Origin of the sequence: Rhizobium sullae, assembly GCF_900169785.1 — a bacterium.
GTDB classification, from domain to species: domain Bacteria; phylum Pseudomonadota; class Alphaproteobacteria; order Rhizobiales; family Rhizobiaceae; genus Rhizobium; species Rhizobium sullae.
Genome location: NZ_FWER01000004.1, coordinates 294880 through 317846, shown reverse-complemented (window position 1 = coordinate 317846; position 22967 = coordinate 294880). Strand labels below are relative to the sequence as shown.

At 59.0% G+C, this 22967-nt stretch carries 21 protein-coding genes; 15 read left to right on the top strand and 6 right to left on the bottom strand.

All coding sequences use genetic code 11. The features are described from left to right. Positions 1–4: 4 nt before the first annotated feature. Genes BN1800_RS06150 through BN1800_RS06135 form a run of 4 tightly spaced genes read right to left on the bottom strand, consistent with a single transcriptional unit; the run spans position 5 to position 4430 of the window. Positions 5–1705, bottom strand: coding sequence for a dipeptide ABC transporter ATP-binding protein (locus BN1800_RS06150; protein WP_086995486.1), 1701 nt, complete (start codon positions 1703–1705; stop codon positions 5–7). Next, positions 1702–2553: an ABC transporter permease gene (locus BN1800_RS06145; RefSeq protein ID WP_086995484.1), complete on the bottom strand. Its 852-nt coding sequence runs from the start codon at positions 2551–2553 to the stop codon at positions 1702–1704. The genes BN1800_RS06150 and BN1800_RS06145 overlap by 4 nt, the downstream gene beginning before the upstream one ends. Beyond that, complete coding sequence (locus tag BN1800_RS06140) at positions 2550–3488, bottom strand: ABC transporter permease (protein WP_086995481.1); 939 nt, start codon at positions 3486–3488, stop codon at positions 2550–2552. Before BN1800_RS06140 ends, BN1800_RS06145 begins: the two co-directional genes overlap by 4 nt. A gap of 51 nt (positions 3489–3539) precedes the next feature. Further along, positions 3540–4430, bottom strand: coding sequence for a proline iminopeptidase-family hydrolase (locus BN1800_RS06135; RefSeq protein ID WP_086995478.1), 891 nt, complete (start codon positions 4428–4430; stop codon positions 3540–3542). A 128-nt stretch (positions 4431–4558) separates the two neighbouring features. Here BN1800_RS06135 and BN1800_RS06130 point away from each other — a divergent pair, with 128 nt between their 5' ends. The 9 genes from BN1800_RS06130 to BN1800_RS06090 all read left to right on the top strand — a co-directional run bounded on the left by BN1800_RS06130 (position 4559) and on the right by BN1800_RS06090 (position 14026). Continuing rightward, a complete protein-coding gene (locus BN1800_RS06130) occupies positions 4559–5335 on the top strand; it encodes a LuxR family transcriptional regulator (protein WP_027507874.1) in 777 nt (258 codons plus the stop codon). Positions 5336–5395: 60 nt separating this feature from the next. Further along, on the top strand, positions 5396–6310 hold the full coding sequence (locus tag BN1800_RS06125) for a proline iminopeptidase-family hydrolase (protein ID WP_086995475.1): 915 nt from the start codon (positions 5396–5398) through the stop codon (positions 6308–6310). Between the two features lie 187 nt (positions 6311–6497). Continuing rightward, positions 6498–8015, top strand: coding sequence for a glycerol-3-phosphate dehydrogenase (glpD, locus tag BN1800_RS06120; protein ID WP_086995472.1), 1518 nt, complete (start codon positions 6498–6500; stop codon positions 8013–8015). A gap of 42 nt (positions 8016–8057) precedes the next feature. Then, positions 8058–9137, top strand: a complete 1080-nt coding sequence (locus BN1800_RS06115) for an ABC transporter ATP-binding protein (protein ID WP_086995469.1) — start codon at positions 8058–8060, stop codon at positions 9135–9137. A gap of 9 nt (positions 9138–9146) precedes the next feature. Beyond that, positions 9147–10217: an ABC transporter ATP-binding protein gene (locus tag BN1800_RS06110; protein WP_027507878.1), complete on the top strand. Its 1071-nt coding sequence runs from the start codon at positions 9147–9149 to the stop codon at positions 10215–10217. Between the two features lie 2 nt (positions 10218–10219). Continuing rightward, on the top strand, positions 10220–11086 hold the full coding sequence (locus BN1800_RS06105) for a carbohydrate ABC transporter permease (RefSeq protein WP_027507879.1): 867 nt from the start codon (positions 10220–10222) through the stop codon (positions 11084–11086). Positions 11087–11100: 14 nt separating this feature from the next. Then, positions 11101–11928, top strand: coding sequence for a carbohydrate ABC transporter permease (locus BN1800_RS06100; RefSeq protein WP_086995466.1), 828 nt, complete (start codon positions 11101–11103; stop codon positions 11926–11928). 12 nt (positions 11929–11940) lie between these two features. Beyond that, complete coding sequence (locus BN1800_RS06095) at positions 11941–12222, top strand: DUF2160 domain-containing protein (protein WP_027507881.1); 282 nt, start codon at positions 11941–11943, stop codon at positions 12220–12222. Between the two features lie 79 nt (positions 12223–12301). Next, positions 12302–14026, top strand: coding sequence for an ABC transporter substrate-binding protein (locus BN1800_RS06090; RefSeq protein WP_086995463.1), 1725 nt, complete (start codon positions 12302–12304; stop codon positions 14024–14026). 86 nt (positions 14027–14112) lie between these two features. Here the strand turns inward: BN1800_RS06090 and BN1800_RS06085 are convergent, their stop codons facing one another. Continuing rightward, positions 14113–14880, bottom strand: coding sequence for a TIM barrel protein (locus tag BN1800_RS06085; RefSeq protein WP_086995460.1), 768 nt, complete (start codon positions 14878–14880; stop codon positions 14113–14115). A gap of 191 nt (positions 14881–15071) precedes the next feature. Here BN1800_RS06085 and BN1800_RS06080 point away from each other — a divergent pair, with 191 nt between their 5' ends. Continuing rightward, a complete protein-coding gene (locus tag BN1800_RS06080) occupies positions 15072–16607 on the top strand; it encodes a phospholipase D-like domain-containing protein (protein ID WP_086995457.1) in 1536 nt (511 codons plus the stop codon). Here the strand turns inward: BN1800_RS06080 and BN1800_RS06075 are convergent. Beyond that, positions 16557–17528, bottom strand: a complete 972-nt coding sequence (locus tag BN1800_RS06075) for a lysylphosphatidylglycerol synthase domain-containing protein (protein ID WP_086995454.1) — start codon at positions 17526–17528, stop codon at positions 16557–16559. The genes BN1800_RS06080 and BN1800_RS06075 overlap by 51 nt on opposite strands. A 65-nt stretch (positions 17529–17593) precedes the next feature. On the opposite strand from BN1800_RS06075, the gene BN1800_RS06070 reads away from it, so the two are divergent. The 5 genes from BN1800_RS06070 to BN1800_RS06050 all read left to right on the top strand — a co-directional run bounded on the left by BN1800_RS06070 (position 17594) and on the right by BN1800_RS06050 (position 22967). Then, a complete protein-coding gene (locus BN1800_RS06070) occupies positions 17594–18406 on the top strand; it encodes an endonuclease/exonuclease/phosphatase family protein (RefSeq protein WP_084606370.1) in 813 nt (270 codons plus the stop codon). A 202-nt stretch (positions 18407–18608) separates the two neighbouring features. Beyond that, positions 18609–19865, top strand: coding sequence for an ABC transporter substrate-binding protein (locus tag BN1800_RS06065; protein ID WP_027507886.1), 1257 nt, complete (start codon positions 18609–18611; stop codon positions 19863–19865). A gap of 85 nt (positions 19866–19950) precedes the next feature. After that, positions 19951–20904: a carbohydrate ABC transporter permease gene (locus tag BN1800_RS06060; protein ID WP_027507887.1), complete on the top strand. Its 954-nt coding sequence runs from the start codon at positions 19951–19953 to the stop codon at positions 20902–20904. Then, complete coding sequence (locus BN1800_RS06055) at positions 20901–21848, top strand: carbohydrate ABC transporter permease (protein WP_086995451.1); 948 nt, start codon at positions 20901–20903, stop codon at positions 21846–21848. The genes BN1800_RS06060 and BN1800_RS06055 overlap by 4 nt, the downstream gene beginning before the upstream one ends. A 3-nt stretch (positions 21849–21851) precedes the next feature. Beyond that, positions 21852–22967 (top strand): ABC transporter ATP-binding protein, encoded by a 1116-nt coding sequence (locus BN1800_RS06050; RefSeq protein WP_086995448.1) that lies wholly within the window; start codon positions 21852–21854, stop codon positions 22965–22967.

Genomic DNA, 22967 nt, shown 5'->3' with positions numbered 1-22967 from the left:
GTTGTTATGGCATGCATTTGGCTGGCTGAAGCGGTGTGGACTGCGGCTCGTCGTGGCGCATCCCGGCCCGCAGCAACGGCTTGTCCGGATCGATATCGGGAATGGCGGCAATCAGGGCTGCGGTATAGGCATGCTTCGGCCGCGCGAAGACCTCCTCGGAGGATCCTTCCTCCACGATCTCCCCCTGATACATGACGACGACGCGCTCGCAGAGATTGCGCACGATGGCGAGGTCGTGAGCGATAAAGATCAGCGTCAACTTCATCTTTTCCTTGAGTTCGCGGAAAAGATCGATGATCTGTGCCTGGATGGTGACGTCGAGAGCCGCCACGCACTCGTCGGCGATGATGAGCTTCGGGTCGACTGCGAGCGCCCGCGCGATTCCCGCGCGCTGGCACTGGCCGCCGCTCATGCTGCGCGGCTTGCGATTGGCGAATTCGCGTTCCAGTCCGACGAGATCGAGCAATTCGCCGATCCGTGCCGGAATGTCCGCTGCCGCGATCTTGCCGTGCACCTTCAACACTTCGCCAAGCGTGCTGCCAATCGTCAGTCGAGGATTGAGCGCGTTATAGGGATCCTGGAAAACCATCGCTGTCTCGTGGCGCAGTTTGGCAAGGCCGGAGGCCTTCTGCTGTGCGATGTCGATGCCGTCAAACGTCACATGTCCGGAGGAGATCGGTGCGAGTCCCAGAACTGCCCGTGCGAGCGTACTCTTGCCGCTGCCGGACTCTCCGACGATGCCGACAGTTTCGCCAGGCATCACCCGCAGGCTGACACCGGAGACGGCACTCACGCTCTTGCCGCCTCCCTTGAAAAGGCTACCGCCGACTTTGAAGCATACATTCAGGTCGTCGACTTCGAGAAGAGGTTTGGTGACGCCGCTCGCCTTAATTACCTCGGCAGGAGCGGAGTCGGGCATGGACGGGTGGCTATTGATCAGATTGGTCGTGTAGGGATGCTGAGGCTTGGAAAGGATCGCACGTTTCGGCCCCTCCTCGAGCAGCTTGCCGCCGCGAAGCACGGCAATCCGGTCACAAGTCTGGGCGACGATGCCGAGATCGTGGGTAATGAGAATGATGGAGAGGCCACGCTTGTCGCGTATTTCCATCAGCAGTTTCAGGATTTGAGCCTGGATCGTTACATCCAGCGCCGTAGTCGGCTCGTCGGCGATCAGGATTTTCGGATTACATGAAAGCGCGACACCGATCATCGCACGCTGGCGCATGCCGCCTGAAAATTCATGCGGATAGCTATCATATTGCCGAGCCGGGTCAGGAAAGCCGACTTGGCTCAGAATTTCCGTCGCGGCAGCGCGCGCGCCTCGCGCATTCAATCCATGATGATAGCGGATGCCTTCAGCGATCTGGTCGCCTATCCGCATGACCGGATCGAGATGGCTTGTCGGGTTCTGAAAGATCATCCCAATTTCGCTGCCGCGAACGGCCAGCATCTCGGCGTCGCTGACCTTCGTCAGATCGCGGCCTTCGAGGAGAACAGACCCGCCTTCGATCCTGAGAAGCGACGACGGCAGCAGCCGCACTAGCGAACGGCAGAAAAGGCTTTTACCCGAACCGCTTTCGCCGACGAGACCGAGGATTTCGTCCTTGCCGAGATCAAGCGACACGGCGTCTATTAGGGTGCGTGTACCGGTGTCGAGATGGCCCCTGATGGTCAGGTCGCGGACGGAAAGCACGGGGGCGCTCATTCGTGGACCCCAAGCAATTCGGCGAGCCCGTCGCCAAGCATGCTGAAACCGAAAGCAAGGCAGACGATGGAAAGGCCGGGGAAGAGCGTGATCCACCAGGCCGTCGTGATGAAGCTCTGGCCTTCCGCGACCATGACGCCCCACTCGGCAAGCGGAGGCTGTACACCAAGGCCGAGATAGCTGACGGCCGCGCCGCTCAAGAGCACAAGCGTCGCATCCGACATCGAAAAGACAATCGACCCGGCGACCGCATTCGGCAGCAGATGGCGGAACATGATGCGGAAGCGGCTGAAGCCGAGGCTGACGGCAGCGATGGCGTAGTCGGCGTTCTTAAGCGTCAGCATTTGAGCCCTGATCAGCCGCGCATAGGAGACCCAGCCGACCAAGGCCATGGCGATGTAAAAGCTCCCCAAGCCCGGCCCAAGAATGGCGATGATCGAGAGCATCAGCACTAGGAAGGGAAATGCGAGGATGATGTCAACGAGCCGCATGAACAGCGCATCGACCGCCCCGCCGAAGAAGCCCGCGATCGTGCCGACGGCGGTCCCGATCAGGAACGGAAAGAGGACGCCGATCACCGCGATCTGCAGGTCGATCCGTGTGCCCCAGATGACGCGCGAAAGAATGTCCCGACCGAAATTGTCCGTGCCGAACGGATGGAGAAGAGAAGGTGATTGGAGACGAACATCGGCATTCTGGAGGATAGGATCATAGGGCGCAATGAGAGGCGCGCCGATCGCGAGCAGAAGGAAGAACAGCAATATGCCGCCGCCGATCGCGAGCGCGAGCCGCTTGCCGAAAAACCGGCGCCAGCTGAAGGGGGAGGGCTCGATCGCCTGGACGCTCATAGCTTCACCCTCGGATCAGCGGCAACCGTCACGATGTCGGCGATGAAGTTGACGAGTACGGTGGCGCACGCGAAAACCATGGCGACACCCTGGACGACCATATAGTCGCGGGAGAAGATGGCGCGCACTAGCAACTGTCCCATGCCGGGCAGTGCGAAGATGCTTTCCAAAACGACCGTTCCACCGATCAGCCAGCCGACATTGACCGCCAGCAGGTTGATTGTCGGAACCAAGGAGTTCGGCACAACGTGGCGCCAAAAGACGATGCTTTCCGGCATTCCGCGCGCCCGCGCCGCCGTCGCGACATCCGACTTCAGGGCTTCGACCATCGCAGCACGCAGGCTACGCGTCAGTACTGTGGAGAGGGAAAGCGCAATGGTGAGGCTTGGCAGGACGAGATGCGCCAGTTTATCGCCGATGCTACTGCCATAGCCTGAAACTGGCAAAACGCCAAGTTGGACGCTGAAAAGAATGATCAGCATTAGCCCCAGCCAGAAAGGGGGGAAGCCGATGCCGAAAGTCGAGATAATGCGAACGGCATGATCCGGCGCCCGGCCGCTGTTGCGAGAGGCGATCGCGGCCACGGGAATGGCGATTGCAACCGACAGAATCACGCTGGAGATCACGAGCGCCGTCGTTGGTTCGATGCGCGTTAGGATGAGTTGGAGAACGTCTATCTTGTAGAGGATGGACCTGCCCATCTCACCATTTGCGAGATTTTTGAGAAAATAGAAATATTGCAGCCAGAGAGGCTGATCCAGCCCGTATTGTGTGCGGACGTTCGCGAGGGCCGTGGGCGTGGCGCGGGCGCCCAGGATGACACGCGCGGGATCTCCTGGAATAAGTCGCACCAGAGTGAAGGTGATGACGCTGATGCCGAAAATGACCGGCAGGAATTGCAGCGGTCTTGTCAGAACGAACTTATAGCGATGCATGGCAGCGATCGCCCTCCTGCCTTCGTCCGGTTTTGATCGCGTCTTCCCGCATCAGTCCGCCCTATGACGCGAGAGGAAACCGAGAATTGCGGGATAGTAGTCTCCGGGATTCTCATAGAAGGGCATATGGCTTGCGTTGGCAAATACCTTGAGTTCGGCGTCGGGCAGCGCAAGCTTCATACGCAGCGCGCACGCGGGTGTCAGTTCGTCATGTTCGCCGGTTGTGATCAGCACCGGGACTTTAATGCGATGGAGGTCGGGAATGCGGTTCCAGTCCTTCAGATTGCCGATATAGAGAAATTCATTCGGTCCCTGTATCGTGGTGTAGGGTCCCATATTCCAGTCGTCGAGCGACCGGCGCACCGGCACCGGCCATTCCGGCAGGCGGCAGACGTGCCGATAGTTCAGGATCGTTACAGCGGCCAGATATTCGGGATGATCGTAGGTTCCCTGCGCCTCATGCTTCTGCATCATCGCGACGGTTTCGGGACCGAGTGCGGCTCTCAGCCGCGCCAGCTCGGAGACGAGGTGCGGCATGTCGGCAACGGTATCCTCGAGAATGAGTGTTCGAAGATTTTCAGGGTAGGTGAGGGCATAGTCGATAGCCAGCCAGCCGCCCCAGGAATGACCAAGCATGTGGACCTTGCCAAGGCCGAGTGCTTTCCGCACGGTCTCGGTTTCCTCGACATATCGGCCGATCGTCCAAAGCGAGGCATCCTCCGGCCGATCAGAGAAGCCGGTGCCGAGCTGGTCGAACGTGACGACGCGATAGCCTTGATCGATGAGGCAGGAATGCGCCTCACGCAGATAGTCACAGGGAAGGCCGGGGCCGCCGTTCAGGCAGAAGACGGTCTCACTGCCGTTGCCGTGACTATAGGCGACCACGCGATAGCCGTCGACTTCCACTTCAAAGCGGTCGTCTGGCTCTATCTCTCGCCACATTATGGCTCTCCAGCAAAGATTTTACTTGCTCAACATTTGGGCGTGGCTAAATTTTTACCAGAAGAGGCGAACCAGGCTAGCTATAAGAAGTGATAGGTCGCCCCAAACGTTGCGCCGCGGGGTTCGTTATGCTCGACGAAATTGGAACGATCAGACGGCAGTTCACCGCTCATTCGACTTTGGATGGCCGGATCGATCAAGTGTTCGAAGCAATGAAACACCTGGGCTACGAAGCGCTTATCTATGACTATACGCCGGTCGCCTTCGATCTTGACGGCGAGATCATGATTCCGTCGCTTCTGAAACTGCGCAATATTTCAGAGGACATGCACGAATACTGGTGCAATCGCGGTTACTTTCGCATCGATCCGGTTCAGCAGGTAGCGCTGCGCACATCGGCTCCCTTCTTCTGGAACTATGATGCGGACGCCGACACGCTCATCAGACGCTTCATGAGCAGGGATACGGAACCGGTCGCGCGCTATCTCGGCGAGCGGGACATGTCGACAGGCGTCACTGTTCCCGTTCATATGCCGCATGGCGACTACGCGACAGTGACAGGCATACGTTTCGGGGCCAAACGGGATTTCGAGATGGATGCTCTGCGCTATATCGCGGATTTCAATCTTCTCGCCCACGTTTTCCATGAAGCCGCTTACGGGCTCTTCGATGCAGAGGCACGCAGCGTCGGCAAGATCCGGCTGACCGAGCGCGAGCGCGAATGCCTGCGCTATTCCGCGGAAGGCTATTCGGCCAAGGAGATTTCCCGCATTATCGAGCGTTCGGTTCCGACGGTCGTCATGCATCTCAATGCCGCCGCCAAGAAGCTTGGTGCTAAAAACCGTACCCAAGCGGTGGTGCGTGCCACGCATTACCGTATGCTTGAAAAACCAGCCATCCTATAACTTGTGATAGCTGCCGCAGGCCCGAACGCCACGTTATGTTTCCATCGCCCCTAGCAACAGATGGAGAATGTCGTGGCTGCTGTGATGTCGAAGGAAGCCTATTTGCCCTTTCGGGAGTATAGCACCTGGTTTCGGGTTACAGGATCGCTCGATAGTGGCAAGCTGCCTTTGATCGTGGCCCATGGCGGACCAGGATGCACGCATGATTACGTCGATTCCTTCAAAGATATATCCGAGCTCGACGGCCGTCCGGTCATCCATTACGACCAGCTTGGAAACGGCAATTCGACACGTCTGCCGGAGAAAGGTCCGGATTTCTGGACAGTCGCTCTTTTCCTCGAGGAACTCGACGCGCTGCTGGGGCACTTGGGCATTCACGAGCGGTATGCCTTTCTCGGCCAGTCCTGGGGCGGCATGCTGGGTGCCGAACATGCCGTGCGCCGGCCAAAGGGTCTTAAGGCGCTCATCATCGCCAATTCGCCGGCCAACATGCATACCTGGGTCGCGGAAGCCAATCGGCTGCGCAAAGAGCTGCCTAAGGAGGTTCAGGATACGCTGCTGCAACACGAGCTGGCCGGCACACTTACCGACCCGGACTATATTGCCGCCTCGCGGGTCTTCTACGACCGCCATGTCTGCCGCGTGGTGCCCTGGCCACCCGAAGTGGCTCGTACTTTCGCAATCATGGACGAGGATAGCACGGTCTATCGCAACATGAACGGTCCGACGGAGTTTCACGTTATCGGTACGATGAAGGATTGGACGATCGAAGATCGCCTCGATCAGATCCACGCTCCCACGTTGGTGATTTCCGGGAAATACGACGAAGCGACGCCAGAGGTGGTCAGGCCGTATTTGGAGCGCGTTCGCGGTTGCGAATGGGTGCTCTTCGAAAATTCCAGCCATATGCCGCATGTCGAGGAAAAAGAGCTTTGCCTTTCCACGATATCCCGCTTCCTCTCACGGCACAATTGAGCGGTTGAGGCCAACCGTCAGGCAGTCCAATAGCCTCTATTGATCGCCGAGCTCAGGTGCGCCGAGCTGCCCTCCATTAGTATGAGAAGCATTCGTTTGACACGCGAATAGTTTTCGTTTTAACTTCAATCACTTTCGAATTGCGCGCTCGACGCAAATCGAATCCGGCACACGGGGAGGGGTTAAAGTGGGCCAAACATATCACGACCTCTTCGTGATAGGCGGTGGGATCAACGGCTGCGGCATTTGCCGGGATGCTGTTGGGCGCGGCTATTCGGTGGCGCTGGCGGAGATGGGCGACTTTGCCTCCGGGACGTCGTCCGGGGCGACGAAGCTGATCCATGGGGGCCTACGCTATCTCGAGCATTACGAGTTCCGGCTGGTGCGCGAATCGCTGATGGAGCGCGAGATCTTGTGGGCCATGGCGCCGCACATCATCTGGCCGCTGCGCTTCGTGCTGCCCTATCACAAGGGCGGTATCCGGCCGGCCTGGCTGATCCGGCTTGGGCTGTTCTTCTATGACCATCTCGGCGGCCGCAAGCTTTTGCCGCCGACCGCCGTGCTGAACCTGCGCCGCGATCCAGCGGGCCGGCCGCTGAAGCCGGTGTTTGCCAAGGCCTTCGAATATTCCGATGGCTGGGTCGACGATGCCCGCCTGGTGGTGCTCAACGCCCGCGACGCGGCCGACCGTGGGGCGCTGATTTTGCCGCGCACCAAGGTGGAGGCGGCGCGCCGTAAGAACGGCCTATGGGAAATCGACACCTGCGACATGCGGACCGGCGAGACCAGCCGGCATCAGGCCCGCATGCTGGTCAATGCTGCCGGTCCCTGGGTCGATCAGGTGCTGCGTGCAGCCCTGGGCGAAACCGAGGCCCGGCATGTGCGACTGGTGCAGGGCAGCCACATTGTCGTCAGGAAGAAGTTCGAAGGCCCTCGCGCCTATTTCTTTCAGAACCCCGACAACCGCATCATCTTCGCCATTCCCTATGAGGATGACTTCACGCTGATCGGCACCACCGACCGCGACTACACCGGCGATCCGCAGGATGTGCGGATCTCTGACGAGGAGACCGGCTATCTCTGCGCCGCCGCCAGCGAGTATTTCCAGGCGCCAGTGCATCCGGAAGACATCGTCTGGAGCTATTCAGCAGTTCGTCCGCTCTATGACGACGGCGCCTCGAAGGCGCAGGAGGCTACGCGCGACTATGTGCTGAAGCTCGAGGGTGGAGCGGACGAGGCACCGCTGCTCAATGTCTTCGGCGGCAAGCTGACCACTTACCGGCGGCTGTCGGAGCACGCGCTGGAGAAGATCGGCGAGACGATCGGCGCCAAGGGGCGCCCCTGGACGGCAAAGAGTCATCTGCCGGGCGGCGATTTTCCGGTCGAAGGCTATGCGGCGGAGGTGAACAGGCTGCGGGCCAACTATCCGTTCCTGGCAGAGGACCATGCCCGCCGGCTTACCCGCCGCTACGGCACCCGGGGGACCGAGCTGCTCGGCCAGGCGAAATCCATCGCTGATCTCGGCCGCTGTTTCGGTTCCGATCTCTACGAGGCCGAGGTCCGCTATCTCGTCCGTACCGAATGGGCCGTCACGGCTCAAGACATCCTGTGGCGCAGGACGAAGAAGGGGCTATATCTATCAGCGGATGAGGTACAGAAATTGGAGGAGTACATGGCCGTGATCCCTGCGAACCTTGCGGGATGAAGCGGCATGTCGTCCCCGTCGTGAGGAGGCACGGGAACCGGAATGCTTGAACTGCGGAATGCCGCCAAGATGGTGGGTGGCGAATACCATATTCACCCGACCGATCTGACACTTGAACGGGGTACGCTGAACGTCCTGCTTGGACCGACGCTCTCCGGCAAGACATCGCTGATGCGTCTCATGGCTGGACTTGACCGTCCAACCAGCGGCTCCATCCATTTCGACGGTGCCGATGTGACCGGCGTGCCGGTGCAGAAGCGCAAAGTCGCGATGGTCTACCAGCAATTCATCAATTACCCCGCATTGACGGTCTATGAGAATATCGCCTCGCCGCTCAGGATCGCTGGCCGGGACGCGAAAACGATCGACGCGGAAGTACGCAAGGCTGCCGACCTCCTGAAACTGACACCCTATCTCGAGCGCACTCCGCTCAATCTGTCGGGCGGGCAGCAGCAGCGAACGGCGCTTGCGCGCGCCCTTGTCAAGAATGCAGGTCTGGTGCTGCTCGATGAGCCGCTTGCCAATCTCGATTACAAGCTGCGCGAAGAACTGCGCCAGGAACTGCCGAGGATATTTTCCGAATCGGGTGCGATTTTCGTCTATGCGACGACGGAACCCTCGGAAGCCTTGCTGCTTGGCGGCAATACCGCGACTCTCAATCAGGGACGCGTGACGCAATTCGGTCCGACGATTTCCATCTATCGACGCCCCGCCGATCTGGTGACGGCCAAGATCTTTGCCGATCCGCCGCTGAATTTCATCACGGTTTCGAAAACAGGCGCGAGCCTCCAACACGATGACCAGATCGGCATTCCGGTGCCGGCACATCTTGCGGCGATTGCAGACGGCCCGGTCACGATCGCGTTTCATCCGCACCATCTTGCCTTAACGCCGCAGACCAAGGATGCGCCTAAGCTTCGCGCCAGGACGCAGATTTCCGAAATTACCGGTTCAGAGAGCTTTATCCATGTGGATTACAGCGGCGTGCGTTGGGTCATGCTGGCGCACGGCATTCACGATATCGAGCCGGACACGGAGATCGACGTGTTCCTGGACACGCGTCATTTGATGGCGTTCGGCGAGGACGGCCGCGCCATCGCCGCCACGCAGCTGGCGGCATAGGGGGATAGAATGGCACGAATCACGCTCGACCATATCCGCCACGCCTACGGACCCAATCCGAAGACGGACAAGGACTATGCGTTGAAGGAAGTCGATCATGAGTGGACCGACGGCGGCGCCTATGCGCTTCTTGGACCATCAGGATGCGGAAAGACGACGCTTCTCAACATCATCTCCGGCCTGCTTCAACCTTCGCACGGGCGCATCCTGTTCGGCGGCCAGGACGTAACGACGTTATCGACGCAAGCCCGCAACATCGCGCAGGTCTTCCAGTTCCCCGTCATCTACGACACCATGACGGTCTACGACAATCTCGCCTTTCCGCTCCGCAACCGCGGCGTTGCCGAGGCCGAAGTCGATCGGCGCGTTCGCGAAATTCTTGACATGATCGATCTTGCGGACTGGGCCAAACGCAAGGCGCAGCGGCTTACGGCCGATCAGAAACAGAAAATTTCGCTTGGCCGCGGTCTGGTGCGAAACGACGTCAATGCAATTCTCTTCGACGAACCACTGACCGTCATCGATCCGCACATGAAATGGATGCTGCGGTCGCAATTGAAGCGGCTGCACAAGCAGTTCGGTTTCACGATGGTCTATGTGACGCATGACCAGACGGAGGCGCTGACCTTCGCCGAAAAGGTTGTCGTCATGTATGAGGGAGAAATCGTGCAGATCGGCACGCCGGCTGAACTTTTCGAACGCCCGAGCCACACCTTTGTCGGCTATTTCATCGGTTCGCCGGGCATGAACGTGATGCCGGCAGAGGTTTCAGGCAATCTCGTGAAAGTCGGCAGCGAGACGATCAATCTCGGCTATGCACCGAAAACGGATGGTGCGGTCAAGATCGAACTTGGCATCCGCCCCGAATTCATCCGTCTCGGCCGCGAGGGGATGCCCGTTTCGATTTCGAAGGTCGAGGATATCGGCAGGCAAAAGATCGTTCGAGCGCGGTTTGCAGATCAGCCGATTGCGATCGTCGTGCCGGAAGATGTTGAAATTCCAGCGGATGCGCGCGTCAGCTTCGATCCGGATGCGATCAGCATCTACGCCGGTTCGTGGCGTGTCGGCAGGGAGGGCTGATCATGGAAAAGACCTGGAACAACAAAGCTTGGTTTCTCGTCCTGCCGGTATTGCTGCTCGTTGCGTTTTCGGCGGCCATTCCGCTGATGACGGTCGTGAACTATTCCGTTCAAGACACGTTCGGCAACAACGAGTTCTTTTGGGCCGGCACCGACTGGTTCGATGACATCCTGCATTCCGACCGCTTCTGGGAGGCTCTGCAGCGAAACCTGCTGTTCTCCTTCATCATCCTGGCGCTTGAAATTCCGCTCGGCATCTTCATCGCGCTCAACATGCCCAAGAAGGGCCTCGGCGTTCCAGTCTGCCTGGTGCTGATGTCGCTTCCCCTCCTCATCCCATGGAACGTGGTCGGCACGATCTGGCAGGTCTTTGGACGTGTCGATATCGGGCTGCTCGGCCACACTCTGGAGGCGATGGGGCTCGACTACAACTATGTCCGCGACCCTATCGATGCGTGGATCACGATCATCGTTATGGACGTCTGGCACTGGACCAGCCTCGTCGTGCTGCTCTGCTATGCCGGTCTCGTTTCGATCCCGGAGGCCTATTACCAGGCTGCGAAGATAGACGGCGCGTCGCGCTGGTCCGTCTTCCGTTATATCCAGCTGCCGAAGATGAAGCGCGTGCTGCTGATCGCGGTGCTGCTGCGCTTCATGGACAGCTTCATGATCTATACCGAACCCTTCGTCGTCACCGGCGGCGGACCGGGCAATTCCACGACATTCCTTTCCATCGATCTCGTGAAGATGGCGGTCGGCCAGTTCGATCTCGGGCCCGCAGCCGCGATGTCGATCGTCTATTTCCTGATCATCCTGCTGCTCTCGTGGATTTTCTACACGGTCATGACCAGCAGCGACGCGAATTCTTGAGAAAGGGGAGGGCCATGGAAACGACGATGAAATACAAGCCAGCCGGCAACTTCTCCTGGGTTGTCTCGACGATCTACATCATCTTTCTGCTGCTGCCGATCTATTGGCTTATCAATATGAGCTTCAAGGAGAATGCCGAAATCACCGGCGTCTTCTCGCTCTGGCCGCAGAATCCGACGCTCAGGAACTACCGGGTGATCTTTACCGATCCTTCCTGGTATAATGGGTATATCAATTCCATCATCTACGTCGCGATGAACACGGTGATCTCGGTGCTTGCGGCGCTGCCGGCGGCCTACGCCTTCTCCCGCTACCGTTTTCTCGGCGACAAGCATCTGTTCTTCTGGCTGCTGACGAACAGGATGGCGCCACCCGCCGTCTTCGCGCTCCCTTTCTTCCAGCTCTATTCGGCGTTCGGCCTTATCGACACGCATATCGCCGTTGCTCTAGCGCATTGCCTCTTCAACGTGCCGCTGGCGGTCTGGATCCTGGAAGGCTTCATGTCGGGCGTGCCAAAGGAAATCGACGAGACGGCCTATATCGACGGCTACTCGTTCCCGCGCTTCTTCGTGAAGATCTTCATGCCGCTGATCGCAAGCGGGATCGGCGTCGCAGCCTTCTTCTGCTTCATGTTTTCGTGGGTCGAATTGCTGCTTGCCCGCACGCTGACGACTACGGCCGCAAAGCCGATCTCGGCGATCATGACGCGTACGGTTTCAGCGGCCGGCATGGATTGGGGCGTGCTGGCTGCTGCCGGTGTGCTGACGATCGTGCCGGGCGCGCTCGTCATTTATTTTGTCAGGAATTACATCGCCAAGGGCTTTGCTCTTGGACGCGTTTGAGGGGAGATCGGCATGAATTTTTCCTGGATGGCGTGGACGCTACCCACGGCACTATTCTTCCTGACGATCCTCGTGCTGCTGATTGGCATGAGTGTATGGGAGTATTTTGCGCCGGGAGGCTCGCCGCGGGTCGGCGTGCTGCGTTTCGAAACGACGCGCGGGGACCGGCTCTTCATTTCGCTGCTCGGTGCAGCATTCATTCATCTCGCATGGCTGGGCCTTGTCGGGCCCAACCTGTGGTGGGCTCTTGCCCTCGCCGTAGTCTACGCCATCGGCGTGTTCCGCTACGTGTGACGGCAGGGTAATACAGATGGCTGGGGGTTCTGGCCGCCTGAGACGTGAAGACTGCAATCGCAAACCCTGGGAGGATATTATGCGACGGCATTTACTAGCGACAACAGCAGGCATCTTGCTGGCCATGGCGGGCTCCGCCTATGCCGGCATGGATGAAGCAAAGGCCTTTCTGGACAAGGAAGTCGGCGATTTATCGACGCTTCCCCGCGCGGACCAGGAAAAGGAAATGCAGTGGTTCGTTGATGCGGCAAAGCCTTTCGCCGGCATGGACATCAAGGTCGTCTCCGAAACGATCACCACGCACGAATATGAATCGAAGGTACTGGCACCGGCCTTTACCGCTATCACCGGCATCAAGATCGCCCACGATCTCATCGGCGAAGGCGACGTCGTTGAAAAACTGCAGACGCAGATGCAGTCGGGGGAAAACATCTATGACGCCTACGTCAACGACTCCGACCTGATCGGCACCCATTGGCGCTATCAGCAGGTGCGTAACCTGACGGACTGGATGTCGAACGAAGGCAAGGACGTTACCAATCCTGGCCTCGACATCGCCGACTTCATCGGCACCTCGTTCACGACCGCGCCGGACAAGAAGCTCTACCAGCTTCCCGACCAGCAGTTCGCGAACCTTTACTGGTTCCGCTACGACTGGTTCAACGACGAGAAGAACAAGGCCGACTTCAAGGCGAAGTACGGCTACGATCTCGGCGTGCCCGTCAACTGGTCGGCTTACGAGGACATCGCCGAATTCTTCACCGGCCGTGAAATCGACGGCAAGAAGGTCTTCGGCCACATGGACTACGGCAAGAAGGACCCGTCGCTCGGATGGCGGTTCACGGACGCATGGCTCTCCATGGCCGGCAATGGCGACAAGGGCATTCCGAACGGCTTGCCGGTCGACGAATGGGGCATCAAGGTCGACGAGAATTCGCGTCCTGTCGGTTCCTGCGTTGCCCGCGGCGGCGACACCAACGGCCCGGCTGCGGTCTACTCGATTTCTAAGTATCTCGATTGGCTGAAGGCCTACGCGCCGCCGGAAGCACAGGGGATGACCTTCTCGGAGTCCGGCCCGGTTCCCGCCCAGGGCAATATCGCGCAGCAGATCTTCTGGTACACGGCGTTTACGGCGGATGCCGTCAAGAAAGGCCTGCCGGTTGTCAACGAGGACGGCACGCCAAAGTGGCGTATGGCTCCGTCGCCGCACGGCGTCTACTGGAAGAACGGCATGAAGCTCGGCTATCAGGACGTCGGTTCCTGGACGCTCATGAAGTCGACTCCGGAAGACCGCGCGAAAGCAGCATGGCTTTACGCGCAGTTCGTGACGTCGAAGACCGTCGACGTGAAGAAGAGCCATGTGGGTCTGACGCTCATCCGCGAAAGCTCCATCCGGCACGACAGCTTCACGAAGCGCGCGCCTGAGCTCGGCGGTCTGATCGAGTTCTATCGCTCGCCGGCCCGCGTGCAGTGGTCGCCGACCGGTACGAACGTACCGGACTATCCGAAGCTGGCACAGCTTTGGTGGCAGGCGATCGGCGATGCGTCGTCGGGCGCTAAGACCGCGCAGGAAGCCATGGACTCGCTTTGCGCCGAGCAGGAAAAGGTACTGCAGCGCCTGGAACGCGCCGGCGTCCAGGGCGATATCGGCCCGAAGCTCGCCGAAGAGCAGGATCTCGAATACTGGAACAAGGATGCCGTCGCCAAGGGCAACCTCGCTCCGCAATTGAAGGTCGAGAACGAGAAAGAGAAGCCGGTAACGGTCAATTACGACGAACTGGTCAAGAGCTGGCAGTCGAACTGATCGTCATCGGGGAGCGGGCCGGAAGAACGAGGCTTCCGGCCCGCTCCGCACGTGCTATTGTGGCCATATTCGTGCGCATGGCGTCTCTATGAAAGCGCGCCGATTGCATTCCTGACGGCCGCAGCGCTCAACAGCCGCGGTTTGTACTCCAGCCCCACGCTTCCTTCATACCCTTCCGCAAATAGCCAGTTGAGGCGATGCGGCAGATCGATGCGGCCGGAGCCCGGTTCGTTACGGCCCGGGTGATCCGCGACGTGGACATGGAACACGCGCGAAATCCGGTCGCCGATCACATCCTCCGTTCGCTCATCCATCACGGCCGAATGGTAGATATCGTATACGATCCCGATTTCGGGGCGCTCGACCTCTTCGGCGATGTCGAGGCCCTCTCGGGTGGATTCCAGAAAATGGCCGATATGGTCGATGCGGGTATTCAGGGGCTCGACGCCGAGGCGCACGCCCGTGCCCTTCAGAATATCGGCGCCGGCACGCAGCGCGTCCGTCAGCGCAAGGCGCTGCTCCTGCCGCGAGCGGCCGGGGAGATTGTCACCTGCCTGTGCAATGAGGATGGGAGCGCCGATCTGCTGTGCGGCTTTGACCGAAGCGGCCAGTCCTTCCAGCCACTTTTCCTTGTTGGCGGAATCTGTCAACGGAATCATCGGTTCTGTTACGATGCTGGATACGGCGAGGCCGGTTTGCTTGAGGGTAGCGGAAATCGCGCCGAGATCCTTGTTCGTCCAACGCCAGAACTCGATTGCCGGCAAACCGGCCCTCTTGGCGCGATAGATGCGGTCTTCGAAACGGTCACCGGGTTCGACGAACAGCCATTCAATGCAGGCTGAGTATTGGCGCATGATGAATCCCTCCCTGGTGCCTTAGCAATGCGTCAAATGCCTTGTAGCGGCAAAGCGGATTTTAGCGACGTTCATCGCATCGAACAGATTGCGGCGGCATCAGGATAAACAACCGGTGCGTTGCTCGATCCGGGAACAAGCCACCTGTTTCGGGCGTTTCCAGCGCATAAATTCAAGGCGTTGGACAGCGAATGACCGACTTTCGAGCCGCATCCGATAACCATAAGACAACCAAAGCAATTGATTATATCACGACGGTCGCGCGCCGGGGCCGGCCCGCTCTTCCGGCTATTCCGGGCGGCATTATCCGCAAGGGACGGAACGTCTGGCGAACTGGCAAAGCGGATAAGGTGGCTTTTCTCATTGATGGCGCTGCCTATTTCGCGGCGCTCGATGAGGTGCTGCGGCAGGCGAGGCATTCGATCTGGATCATCGGCTGGGATCTTGATCCCGACATCCGGCTGAAGCCAGATCAAAACCCGGAGACGCTCGGCGAACTTCTGCTGACGCTTGCCGATGACAATCCAGGGCTGCAGATCCGGATATTGATCTGGGGCATGGGACCGGTTTATTCCGGAAAATCCTTGAAGCTTTTTAAAGGAAGCGGCTTCTCTACACATCCGCGGATCAGCCTGCGTTTCGATCTGAGCCATCCTTTGCGTGGCTGCCACCATCAGAAACTCGTTTCCGTTGATGACAGCATTGGTTTCCTCGGTGGTGTAGACCTGACCGCCCGGCGCTGGGACGAGCCGGACCATCGCGCCGACAACCCCCTTCGAAAAGCTCCCGACGGCGTGCCATACGATCCTGTTCACGATATACAATCGATGGTCTCAGGCAGCGTTGCCCGGCTGATCGGCGACGTGTGCCGGCGGCGGTGGAAGCAGGCGACCGGCACGCCAATCGAGCCCGCTCCGGAGAGCGGCGTGCCATGGCCGCATACATTCGCTCCGGAAATGGAGAAGGTGACGGCGGCGATTGCTCTCACCGAGCCCGGACTGATCGGTAAACGCGGGCGCTTCGAAGCCTTCCGGCTGACGCGTGATGCCATAAACAGCGCAATGAAATACGTCTATATCGAGACCCAGTATCTTGCCTCCTTCGGCGTGGCGAGGGTGATCGCGAAACGCCTCAAGGAGGCCGATGGCCCGGAGATTGCGGTTCTGGTCACGAAGAGTTCGCACGGACTGATCGAAAAACTGATGATGGGCCATAACCGCGACCGGCTGATCCGCAGGCTGAAGCGCCTCGACCGCTATGACCGGCTCCACGTGATGTACGCGGTAGTGCCGGACAGGAAGGGCGGCGAGCAGGAGATCGTCATCCATTCGAAGCTTATCATCGTCGACGACCGTTTCATTCGCATCGGCTCATCGAACCTCAACAATCGGTCGGAGGGGCTTGATACCGAATGCGACCTGGCGATCGAGGCGGAAAGCGCTCCTCAGCGGCAGGCGATAACGTCGCTTCGCCACCGGCTGATTGCCGAGCATCTCGACGCGACGGCCGATGCCGTAAGAGACATGGAAGCGGCGAAGCGGTCGTTGCTCAATGCCATAGCGGCGCTGAATATTCGCGAGCGCGGCCTTCGTCACTTTGCGATCGACATCGCGCGAGGCGAGACGTCGCCGGTCATCGGAACTGCTTTCGTGGATCCGCGGCGGCCTTATCGGCCGCTACAGAAGCTGCGTCTGCGCATGAGTCGACTGTTGAGAGCGATCTTCTGACGAAACCTGCTTTCGTTTCGGGATGACGGCCTCGCTGATTGCGAAGGCCGGCAGGCCGATCAGCAGCGGAATTAGAAAGTAAATCGCCCTGAATGCCACCAATGCGCCTATCGAAGCAGCTCCGGGCAGGACATAGCTGACTGTCGCCTCAATGACGCCCAAACCGCCAGGCACGTGGGCGATGAGGACCGCGATATTGGCAAGCACGTACGCCGTGGCCGTCTGCACGTAGGTCGTCTCGCCTTGGGCGGCCAGCATCTGATGCAGGCAGGCTGCCACGAAGATGAAGTTCAGTGTGCCGATGACGACCTGGCCCAATGCGAGCTTCGGGCGCGGCATTTCGAAGGCCCATTTCCAGAGATGCAACGGCGTGCGGATGACGACGGACAGAACGATATAAACCGCGGGGAGGCTGAGACAGACGCAGCCGAGGGCGAACAGACCGGCCGGGCTGAGTTTCAGGAGATTTGCGGCATCCTCCGGATTGATGAGCAGGACGATGCCCGCAAGGGTTGAAAGACCGATGCCGACGGTCGCGCCGCAAAACAGGATGACCTTCGCAACCTCCTCGGCATTCAAGCCCCAGCGCGAATAGAAGCGGTAGCGCACAGCGCCGCTGCTCAGCGCCGCAAAGCCAAGATTATGGCCGATCGAGAGGCTTGTGAAAGAGGTAAGGGCAGCCTTTCGATAGCTCAGCGGTTTGCCTGCATAGCGAAGCGCCATCCAGTCGAAGCCGGTAAGGCAGAGATAGGAAGCGGCCGCGAAGCCGAGGCTACCGAGAACACGGGTCCCCGGTATTGCGCGGATCGATTCCATGACATCGCTCAACGTGTAACGGCTGAAGACCCTATAGAGAAGATAAGCCGCAAGCATCAGGCAGAGAACGAGAGCTGCATTGATAAGCACGCGCTTGATGGACATGAATGCGCCGTTTCGTTGGAGTTCCGGAGATGGAACGAAACAGGCTGAAAGCAAGTTCCCCCGGGATGAGCACATTCTCCTCTGTTCTGCCGGGATCAACTGGCAAGGAATTGAAAATCCTGACCTACAACGTGCATAGCTGCGTCGGCACCGACCGGCGGATCGAGCCGGCGCGCATCGCCGATGTGATCGCGGAAACCGGCGCGGATATAATTGCGCTGCAGGAACTGGATGTCGGCCGCAAACGCACAGGCAGCATCGACCAGGCTCACATGATCGCCTCGCTTTTGAAGATGGAATCGCATTTCCATCCGGCGCTGCATGTCGAGGAGGAGCAATATGGCGATGCCATTCTCACTGCGATGCCGACCCGGCTAATGAAAGCCGGGCCGCTGCCCTCGGTAGGCGAGATGCGGGGGGCGATATGGGTGCAGATCCAAATAGGCGGAATTCATCTGAACCTGCTCAATACGCATCTCGGCGTCCGTGGCATCGATCGGGTGCGGCAAGTGACGACGCTGCTCGGCAAGGAGTGGATTGGAAGTCAGAAATTCCAGGCGGCTCCTGCGATCATCTGCGGCGATCTCAATGCCGTCCCGTCATCACCAGCCTACAAAATGCTGGCTCGACATTTCCGCGATACGCAGCTGCTTGCTGCGCGGCGTCCGCGCCCGACCTATCCCTCCCGGCTACCAATCCTGCGGATCGACCATATTTTCGTATCGGACGGGCTTGGCGTGACATCTGCGACAGTTACCGCGACACCGCTCGTGCGCCGGGCCTCGGATCACTTGCCGCTTCTGGCGACCATCTTACCGGGTGCAGCCATCAAGCGAAGGGAAATGTCGTTTCAAGCAGTGGCCGGAAGCGGCCGCTGAAGTTAATTATTTTCAATAATTTATACAACAAAGCCCGATTTTTCTCACGACTCGAGAAAGACTTGACGCCGTCCGCTTTATAACGCTTTAAATTGTCAACCGTGACTGGGAGAGTTGCGGGGCATGTCTGTCGCTTCGATTGCGGGAGACATCGGCGGACGAGGAGGGTCTCGCCGCTTTACTTGCGAACGGGAGGAATATCATGCGCAAGTTTTTGGGCACGGCAGCCGTTGCTGCCGTGATGATGGCAGGCACGGCAGCCTACGCGGCCGACGTGAAGGAGGTCCAGATGCTGCACTGGTGGACGTCCGGCGGTGAGGCTGCGGCGCTCAACGTGTTGAAGGAGGACCTCTCCAAGGAAGGTTTTGCCTGGAAGGACGTGCCGGTGGCTGGTGGTGGCGGCGATGCTGCCATGACTGCTCTCAAGGCCATGGTTGCAGCGGGCACCTATCCGACCGCCTCGCAGATGCTCGGCTATACAGTGCTCGACTACGCGCAGGCAGGTGTCATGGGCGATCTAACCGAGACCGCGAAGGCGGAAGGGTGGGACAAGTCCGTTCCCGCGGCTCTTCAGAAGTTCTCCGTCTATGACGGTAAATGGGTTGCTGCTCCGGTCAACGTGCACTCGGTCAACTGGCTTTGGATCAACAAAGCCGTCATGGAAAAGATCGGTGGGACTGAGCCGAAGACCTTCGACGACCTGCTCGCGCTGCTCGAAAAGGCCAAGGCTGCTGGCGTCATTCCGCTCGCGCTTGGTGGCCAGAACTGGCAGGAAGCGACGATGTTCGATTCGATCGTGCTCTCCACGGGAGGGCCGGAATTCTACAAGAAGGCCTTCAACGACCTCGATGAGGAGTCGCTGAAATCAGACACGATGAAGAAGTCCTTCGACAACCTTGCCAAGATCAAGGAATATGTCGACCCGAACTTCTCCGGCCGTGACTGGAACCTGGCGACTGCCATGGTAATCAAGGGCGATGCACTTGTTCAGGTCATGGGCGATTGGGCCAAGGGCGAATTCGTGGCGGCGAAGAAGACGCCGGATACGGATTTCCTTTGCTACCGCTTCCCGGGCACGGACGGCAGCGTGATCTACAACTCCGACATGTTCGGCATGTTCGATGTGCCGGATGACCGCAAGGCCGCGCAGGTCGCGCTTGCCACAGCCACGCTCTCCAAGAGCTTCCAGTCGGCCTTCAACGTCGTCAAGGGCTCAGTGCCTGCGCGCACCGACGTTCCCGATACCGACTTTGATGCTTGCGGCAAGAAGGGCATTGCCGACCTCAAGGCTGCGAACGAAGGCGGCACGCTGTTCGGCTCGCTGGCCCAGGGTTATGGCGCTCCTCCAGCGGTTGCCAATGCTTACAAGGACGTCGTGTCCAAATTCGTTCATGGACAGATCAAGACGTCTGATCAGGCCGTGGAAGAGTTGGTCAAGGCAATCGACGACGCCAAGTAAGCTGCTGTCGGTCAAGGATGCTTCCCCCGCGCATGCGGGGGAAGCGTTTTTGTCACAGATACGGCCCCTGGGAGGGGAGGATTTTATGAACACTGTCGCGACCCCCGAGATCAACGTGAAGTCGGAGCGCAGAATAGGCAATTCCATTCGCTCCCGCATGCAGGATGTCCTACCGAAGATCGTGCTGGCGCCGAGTTTCGCCGTCACTGTGATCTTTGTTTATGGGTTCATCGTCTGGACCGCCTATCTGTCCTTCACCAATTCCAAAACATTCCCGTCCTATGTGCTGACAGGACCGCGCGCCTATCAAAGGCTATGGCGCTGGACGTTTGAGACCGATCCGCCGTCGAGCTGGTATACGTCGATCACCAATATGGGAATTTTCGGCCTTCTCTATGTCGGAATCTGTCTGGCGCTCGGCCTGTTCCTGGCAATTCTGCTAGACCAGAAGATCCGCGGCGAGGGATTGCTGCGGCCGATCTACCTCTATCCGATGGCGCTTTCCTTCATTGTCACAGGCGTTGCCTGGAAGTGGTTTCTTGATCCTGGACTCGGCCTTGAGCAGACACTGCATCAATGGGGCTGGACGAGTTTCCATTTCGATTGGATCAAGAACAAGGATTTCGTCATATATACCGTGGTGATCGCCGGCGTCTGGCAGGCTTCCGGTTTCGTCATGGCGATGTTTCTTGCGGGTCTGCGTGGTATCGACGGTGAGATCATAAAAGCCGCCCAGATCGACGGGGCAACGACCTGGCAACTCTACAGGCGCATCGTTATCCCAATGCTGCGACCGGTCTTCCTTTCGGCCTTCATCGTGCTCGCCCATATGGCGATCAAGTCCTATGATCTGGTCGTCGCGCTGACGAGCGGCGGTCCCGGGGGCTCGGCCTGGCTGCCTTCCAATTTCATGTATGAATACACGTTCAAACGAAACGAAATGGCCGTCGGCTCGGCAAGCGCAATCATCATGCTGATGACGATCTCGGCGATCATCGTGCCCTATCTCTATTCCGAACTGAGGGAAAAGGCGCGATGAGTACCGTTACCTCTTCGGCAACTGCCATAGCGCGAGGCGGCAATGGCCGCCGGTGGGTCACTCGCACCGTCATCTACGGCCTGCTGCTGATCTTCGCGATTCTTTATCTGATGCCCCTCTTCGTGATGCTGGTCACCTCGTTCAAGACCATGGACGAGATCCAGAACGGCAACATGCTGGCGTTGCCTCAGTCGCCGACCTTCGATCCTTGGTTGAAGGCCTGGGGCGAGACCTGCGTTGGCCTGACCTGCGCCGGCATCAAGGGCTATTTCTGGAACTCGATCAAGATGGTCGTTCCTGCCGTGGCGATCTCCACCATCATGGGCGCGCTCAACGGCTATGTGCTGACCAAATGGCGCTTTCCCGGCGACAAGCTGGTGTTCGGCCTGATGCTTTTTGCCTGCTTCATTCCGTTCCAGTCGGTACTGCTGCCGATGGCGACGATCCTCGGTGCACTCGGCCGCTTCGGTGCCACGCTTCAGAACGCCACGGGCATGAGCTTCGGCTTCGGCAATCCGACTGTCAATCTGGTCTTCGTGCATGTTGTTTACGGCTTGGGCTTCACGACGCTGTTCTTCCGCAATTTCTACGAGGCCTTTCCGACTGAACTGGTCAGGGCCGCACAGGTTGACGGCGCCAGCTTCTTCCAGATTTTCCGTCACATCATGCTGCCAAATTCGCTGCCGATCATCGTCGTCACAGTGATCTACCAATTCACCAATATCTGGAACGACTTCCTGTTCGCTTCCGCCTATGCCGGCACCGGTGAATCCATGCCGATGACGGTGGCGCTCAACAATGTCGTGAATACCTCGACCGGTGTGGTCGAATATAATGTCAACATGGCCGCTGCGATGATCGCCGCCGTGCCGACGCTCATCGTCTATGTCCTCGCCGGCCGCTATTTTGTGCGCGGTCTGATGGCGGGCGCCGTCAAAGGGTAATCCATGGCTTTCCTTGAAATATCCGGCCTAAAAAAGCGCTTCGGCGCCGTCGACATCCTTAAGGGGATCGATCTGGAGCTTGAAAAAGGCGGCTTCCTCGTGCTGGTCGGTCCATCCGGCTGCGGCAAGTCCACTTTGCTCAACACTATTGCCGGCCTGGAGTCGATCACCTCGGGCGATATTCGCATCGATGGCCGCAGCATTAACGGTCTTCATCCCTCTAAGCGCGACATCGCCATGGTGTTCCAGTCCTATGCTCTTTATCCGAATATGACGGTCGCGGGAAACATCGCCTTCGGCATGGAAATCCGCAAGGTGCCGAGAGAGGAGCGCGAAAAGGCGATCAAGGAAGTGTCCGACATGCTGCAGATCGGTCATTTGCTCGACCGCAAGCCAAGCCAGCTTTCCGGCGGCCAGCGCCAGCGCGTCGCCATGGGCCGCGCGCTGGTGCGCAATCCGCAGGTCTTCCTCTTCGACGAGCCGCTATCAAACCTCGATGCGAAGCTGCGGGTCGATATGCGCACAGAGATCAAGCGGCTGCATCAGCGTATGAAGACGACGATCGTCTATGTCACGCATGACCAGATCGAGGCGATGACGCTGGCAACGAAAATCGCCGTCCTGAAAGATGGAGTGCTGCAGCAATTCGGCACGCCCGCTGAGATCTACAACAGGCCGGCTAATATCTTCGTTGCCGATTTCATGGGATCACCGGCGATGAATCTTCTCAACGCCACAGTGGAAAACAGCGCTGGCGGCCTGCAGGTCTCGCTCGACCGGCCGAATGGTGCGGCGCTGAAACTGCCGGTTCCGGCTGGCAACAACGGTCTGGCCACCTATGCCGGCAAGAAGGTGATTTTCGGCATTCGTCCGGAAGCGCTGACCGATCCAGACGGCGCCGACCGCAAGGCAAAGTCGCTGGCGGAAGGCGATTGTGCGATCGAGGTCGTCGAGCCCGCCGGTTCGGACACTTTCGCCGTGACCAAGCTTGGCGGCAAGTCGGTCATCGCGCGGCTGCGCGCCGATGCCGGTATTCAGCCTGGCCAGAGCACCCGCCTTGCCTTCAATCTCGACAAGGCGGTGTTCTTCGATCCGGAGAGCCAACTCCGGATCGCGTGA

What these genes read in the sequence shown, in the direction of transcription:
- BN1800_RS06150 (WP_086995486.1), bottom strand. Translation starts at nt 1,705, where the DNA reads ATGAGCGCCCCCGTGCTTTCCGTCCGCGACCTGACCATCAGGGGCCAT.
- BN1800_RS06145 (WP_086995484.1), bottom strand. Translation starts at nt 2,553, where the DNA reads ATGAGCGTCCAGGCGATCGAGCCCTCCCCCTTCAGCTGGCGCCGGTTT.
- BN1800_RS06140 (WP_086995481.1), bottom strand. Translation starts at nt 3,488, where the DNA reads ATGCATCGCTATAAGTTCGTTCTGACAAGACCGCTGCAATTCCTGCCG.
- BN1800_RS06135 (WP_086995478.1), bottom strand. Translation starts at nt 4,430, where the DNA reads ATGTGGCGAGAGATAGAGCCAGACGACCGCTTTGAAGTGGAAGTCGAC.
- BN1800_RS06130 (WP_027507874.1), top strand. Translation starts at nt 4,559, where the DNA reads ATGCTCGACGAAATTGGAACGATCAGACGGCAGTTCACCGCTCATTCG.
- BN1800_RS06125 (WP_086995475.1), top strand. Translation starts at nt 5,396, where the DNA reads ATGGAGAATGTCGTGGCTGCTGTGATGTCGAAGGAAGCCTATTTGCCC.
- BN1800_RS06115 (WP_086995469.1), top strand. Translation starts at nt 8,058, where the DNA reads ATGCTTGAACTGCGGAATGCCGCCAAGATGGTGGGTGGCGAATACCAT.
- BN1800_RS06110 (WP_027507878.1), top strand. Translation starts at nt 9,147, where the DNA reads ATGGCACGAATCACGCTCGACCATATCCGCCACGCCTACGGACCCAAT.
- BN1800_RS06105 (WP_027507879.1), top strand. Translation starts at nt 10,220, where the DNA reads ATGGAAAAGACCTGGAACAACAAAGCTTGGTTTCTCGTCCTGCCGGTA.
- BN1800_RS06100 (WP_086995466.1), top strand. Translation starts at nt 11,101, where the DNA reads ATGGAAACGACGATGAAATACAAGCCAGCCGGCAACTTCTCCTGGGTT.
- BN1800_RS06095 (WP_027507881.1), top strand. Translation starts at nt 11,941, where the DNA reads ATGAATTTTTCCTGGATGGCGTGGACGCTACCCACGGCACTATTCTTC.
- BN1800_RS06090 (WP_086995463.1), top strand. Translation starts at nt 12,302, where the DNA reads ATGCGACGGCATTTACTAGCGACAACAGCAGGCATCTTGCTGGCCATG.
- BN1800_RS06085 (WP_086995460.1), bottom strand. Translation starts at nt 14,880, where the DNA reads ATGCGCCAATACTCAGCCTGCATTGAATGGCTGTTCGTCGAACCCGGT.
- BN1800_RS06080 (WP_086995457.1), top strand. Translation starts at nt 15,072, where the DNA reads ATGACCGACTTTCGAGCCGCATCCGATAACCATAAGACAACCAAAGCA.
- BN1800_RS06075 (WP_086995454.1), bottom strand. Translation starts at nt 17,528, where the DNA reads ATGTCCATCAAGCGCGTGCTTATCAATGCAGCTCTCGTTCTCTGCCTG.
- BN1800_RS06070 (WP_084606370.1), top strand. Translation starts at nt 17,594, where the DNA reads ATGAGCACATTCTCCTCTGTTCTGCCGGGATCAACTGGCAAGGAATTG.
- BN1800_RS06065 (WP_027507886.1), top strand. Translation starts at nt 18,609, where the DNA reads ATGCGCAAGTTTTTGGGCACGGCAGCCGTTGCTGCCGTGATGATGGCA.
- BN1800_RS06060 (WP_027507887.1), top strand. Translation starts at nt 19,951, where the DNA reads ATGAACACTGTCGCGACCCCCGAGATCAACGTGAAGTCGGAGCGCAGA.
- BN1800_RS06055 (WP_086995451.1), top strand. Translation starts at nt 20,901, where the DNA reads ATGAGTACCGTTACCTCTTCGGCAACTGCCATAGCGCGAGGCGGCAAT.
- BN1800_RS06050 (WP_086995448.1), top strand. Translation starts at nt 21,852, where the DNA reads ATGGCTTTCCTTGAAATATCCGGCCTAAAAAAGCGCTTCGGCGCCGTC.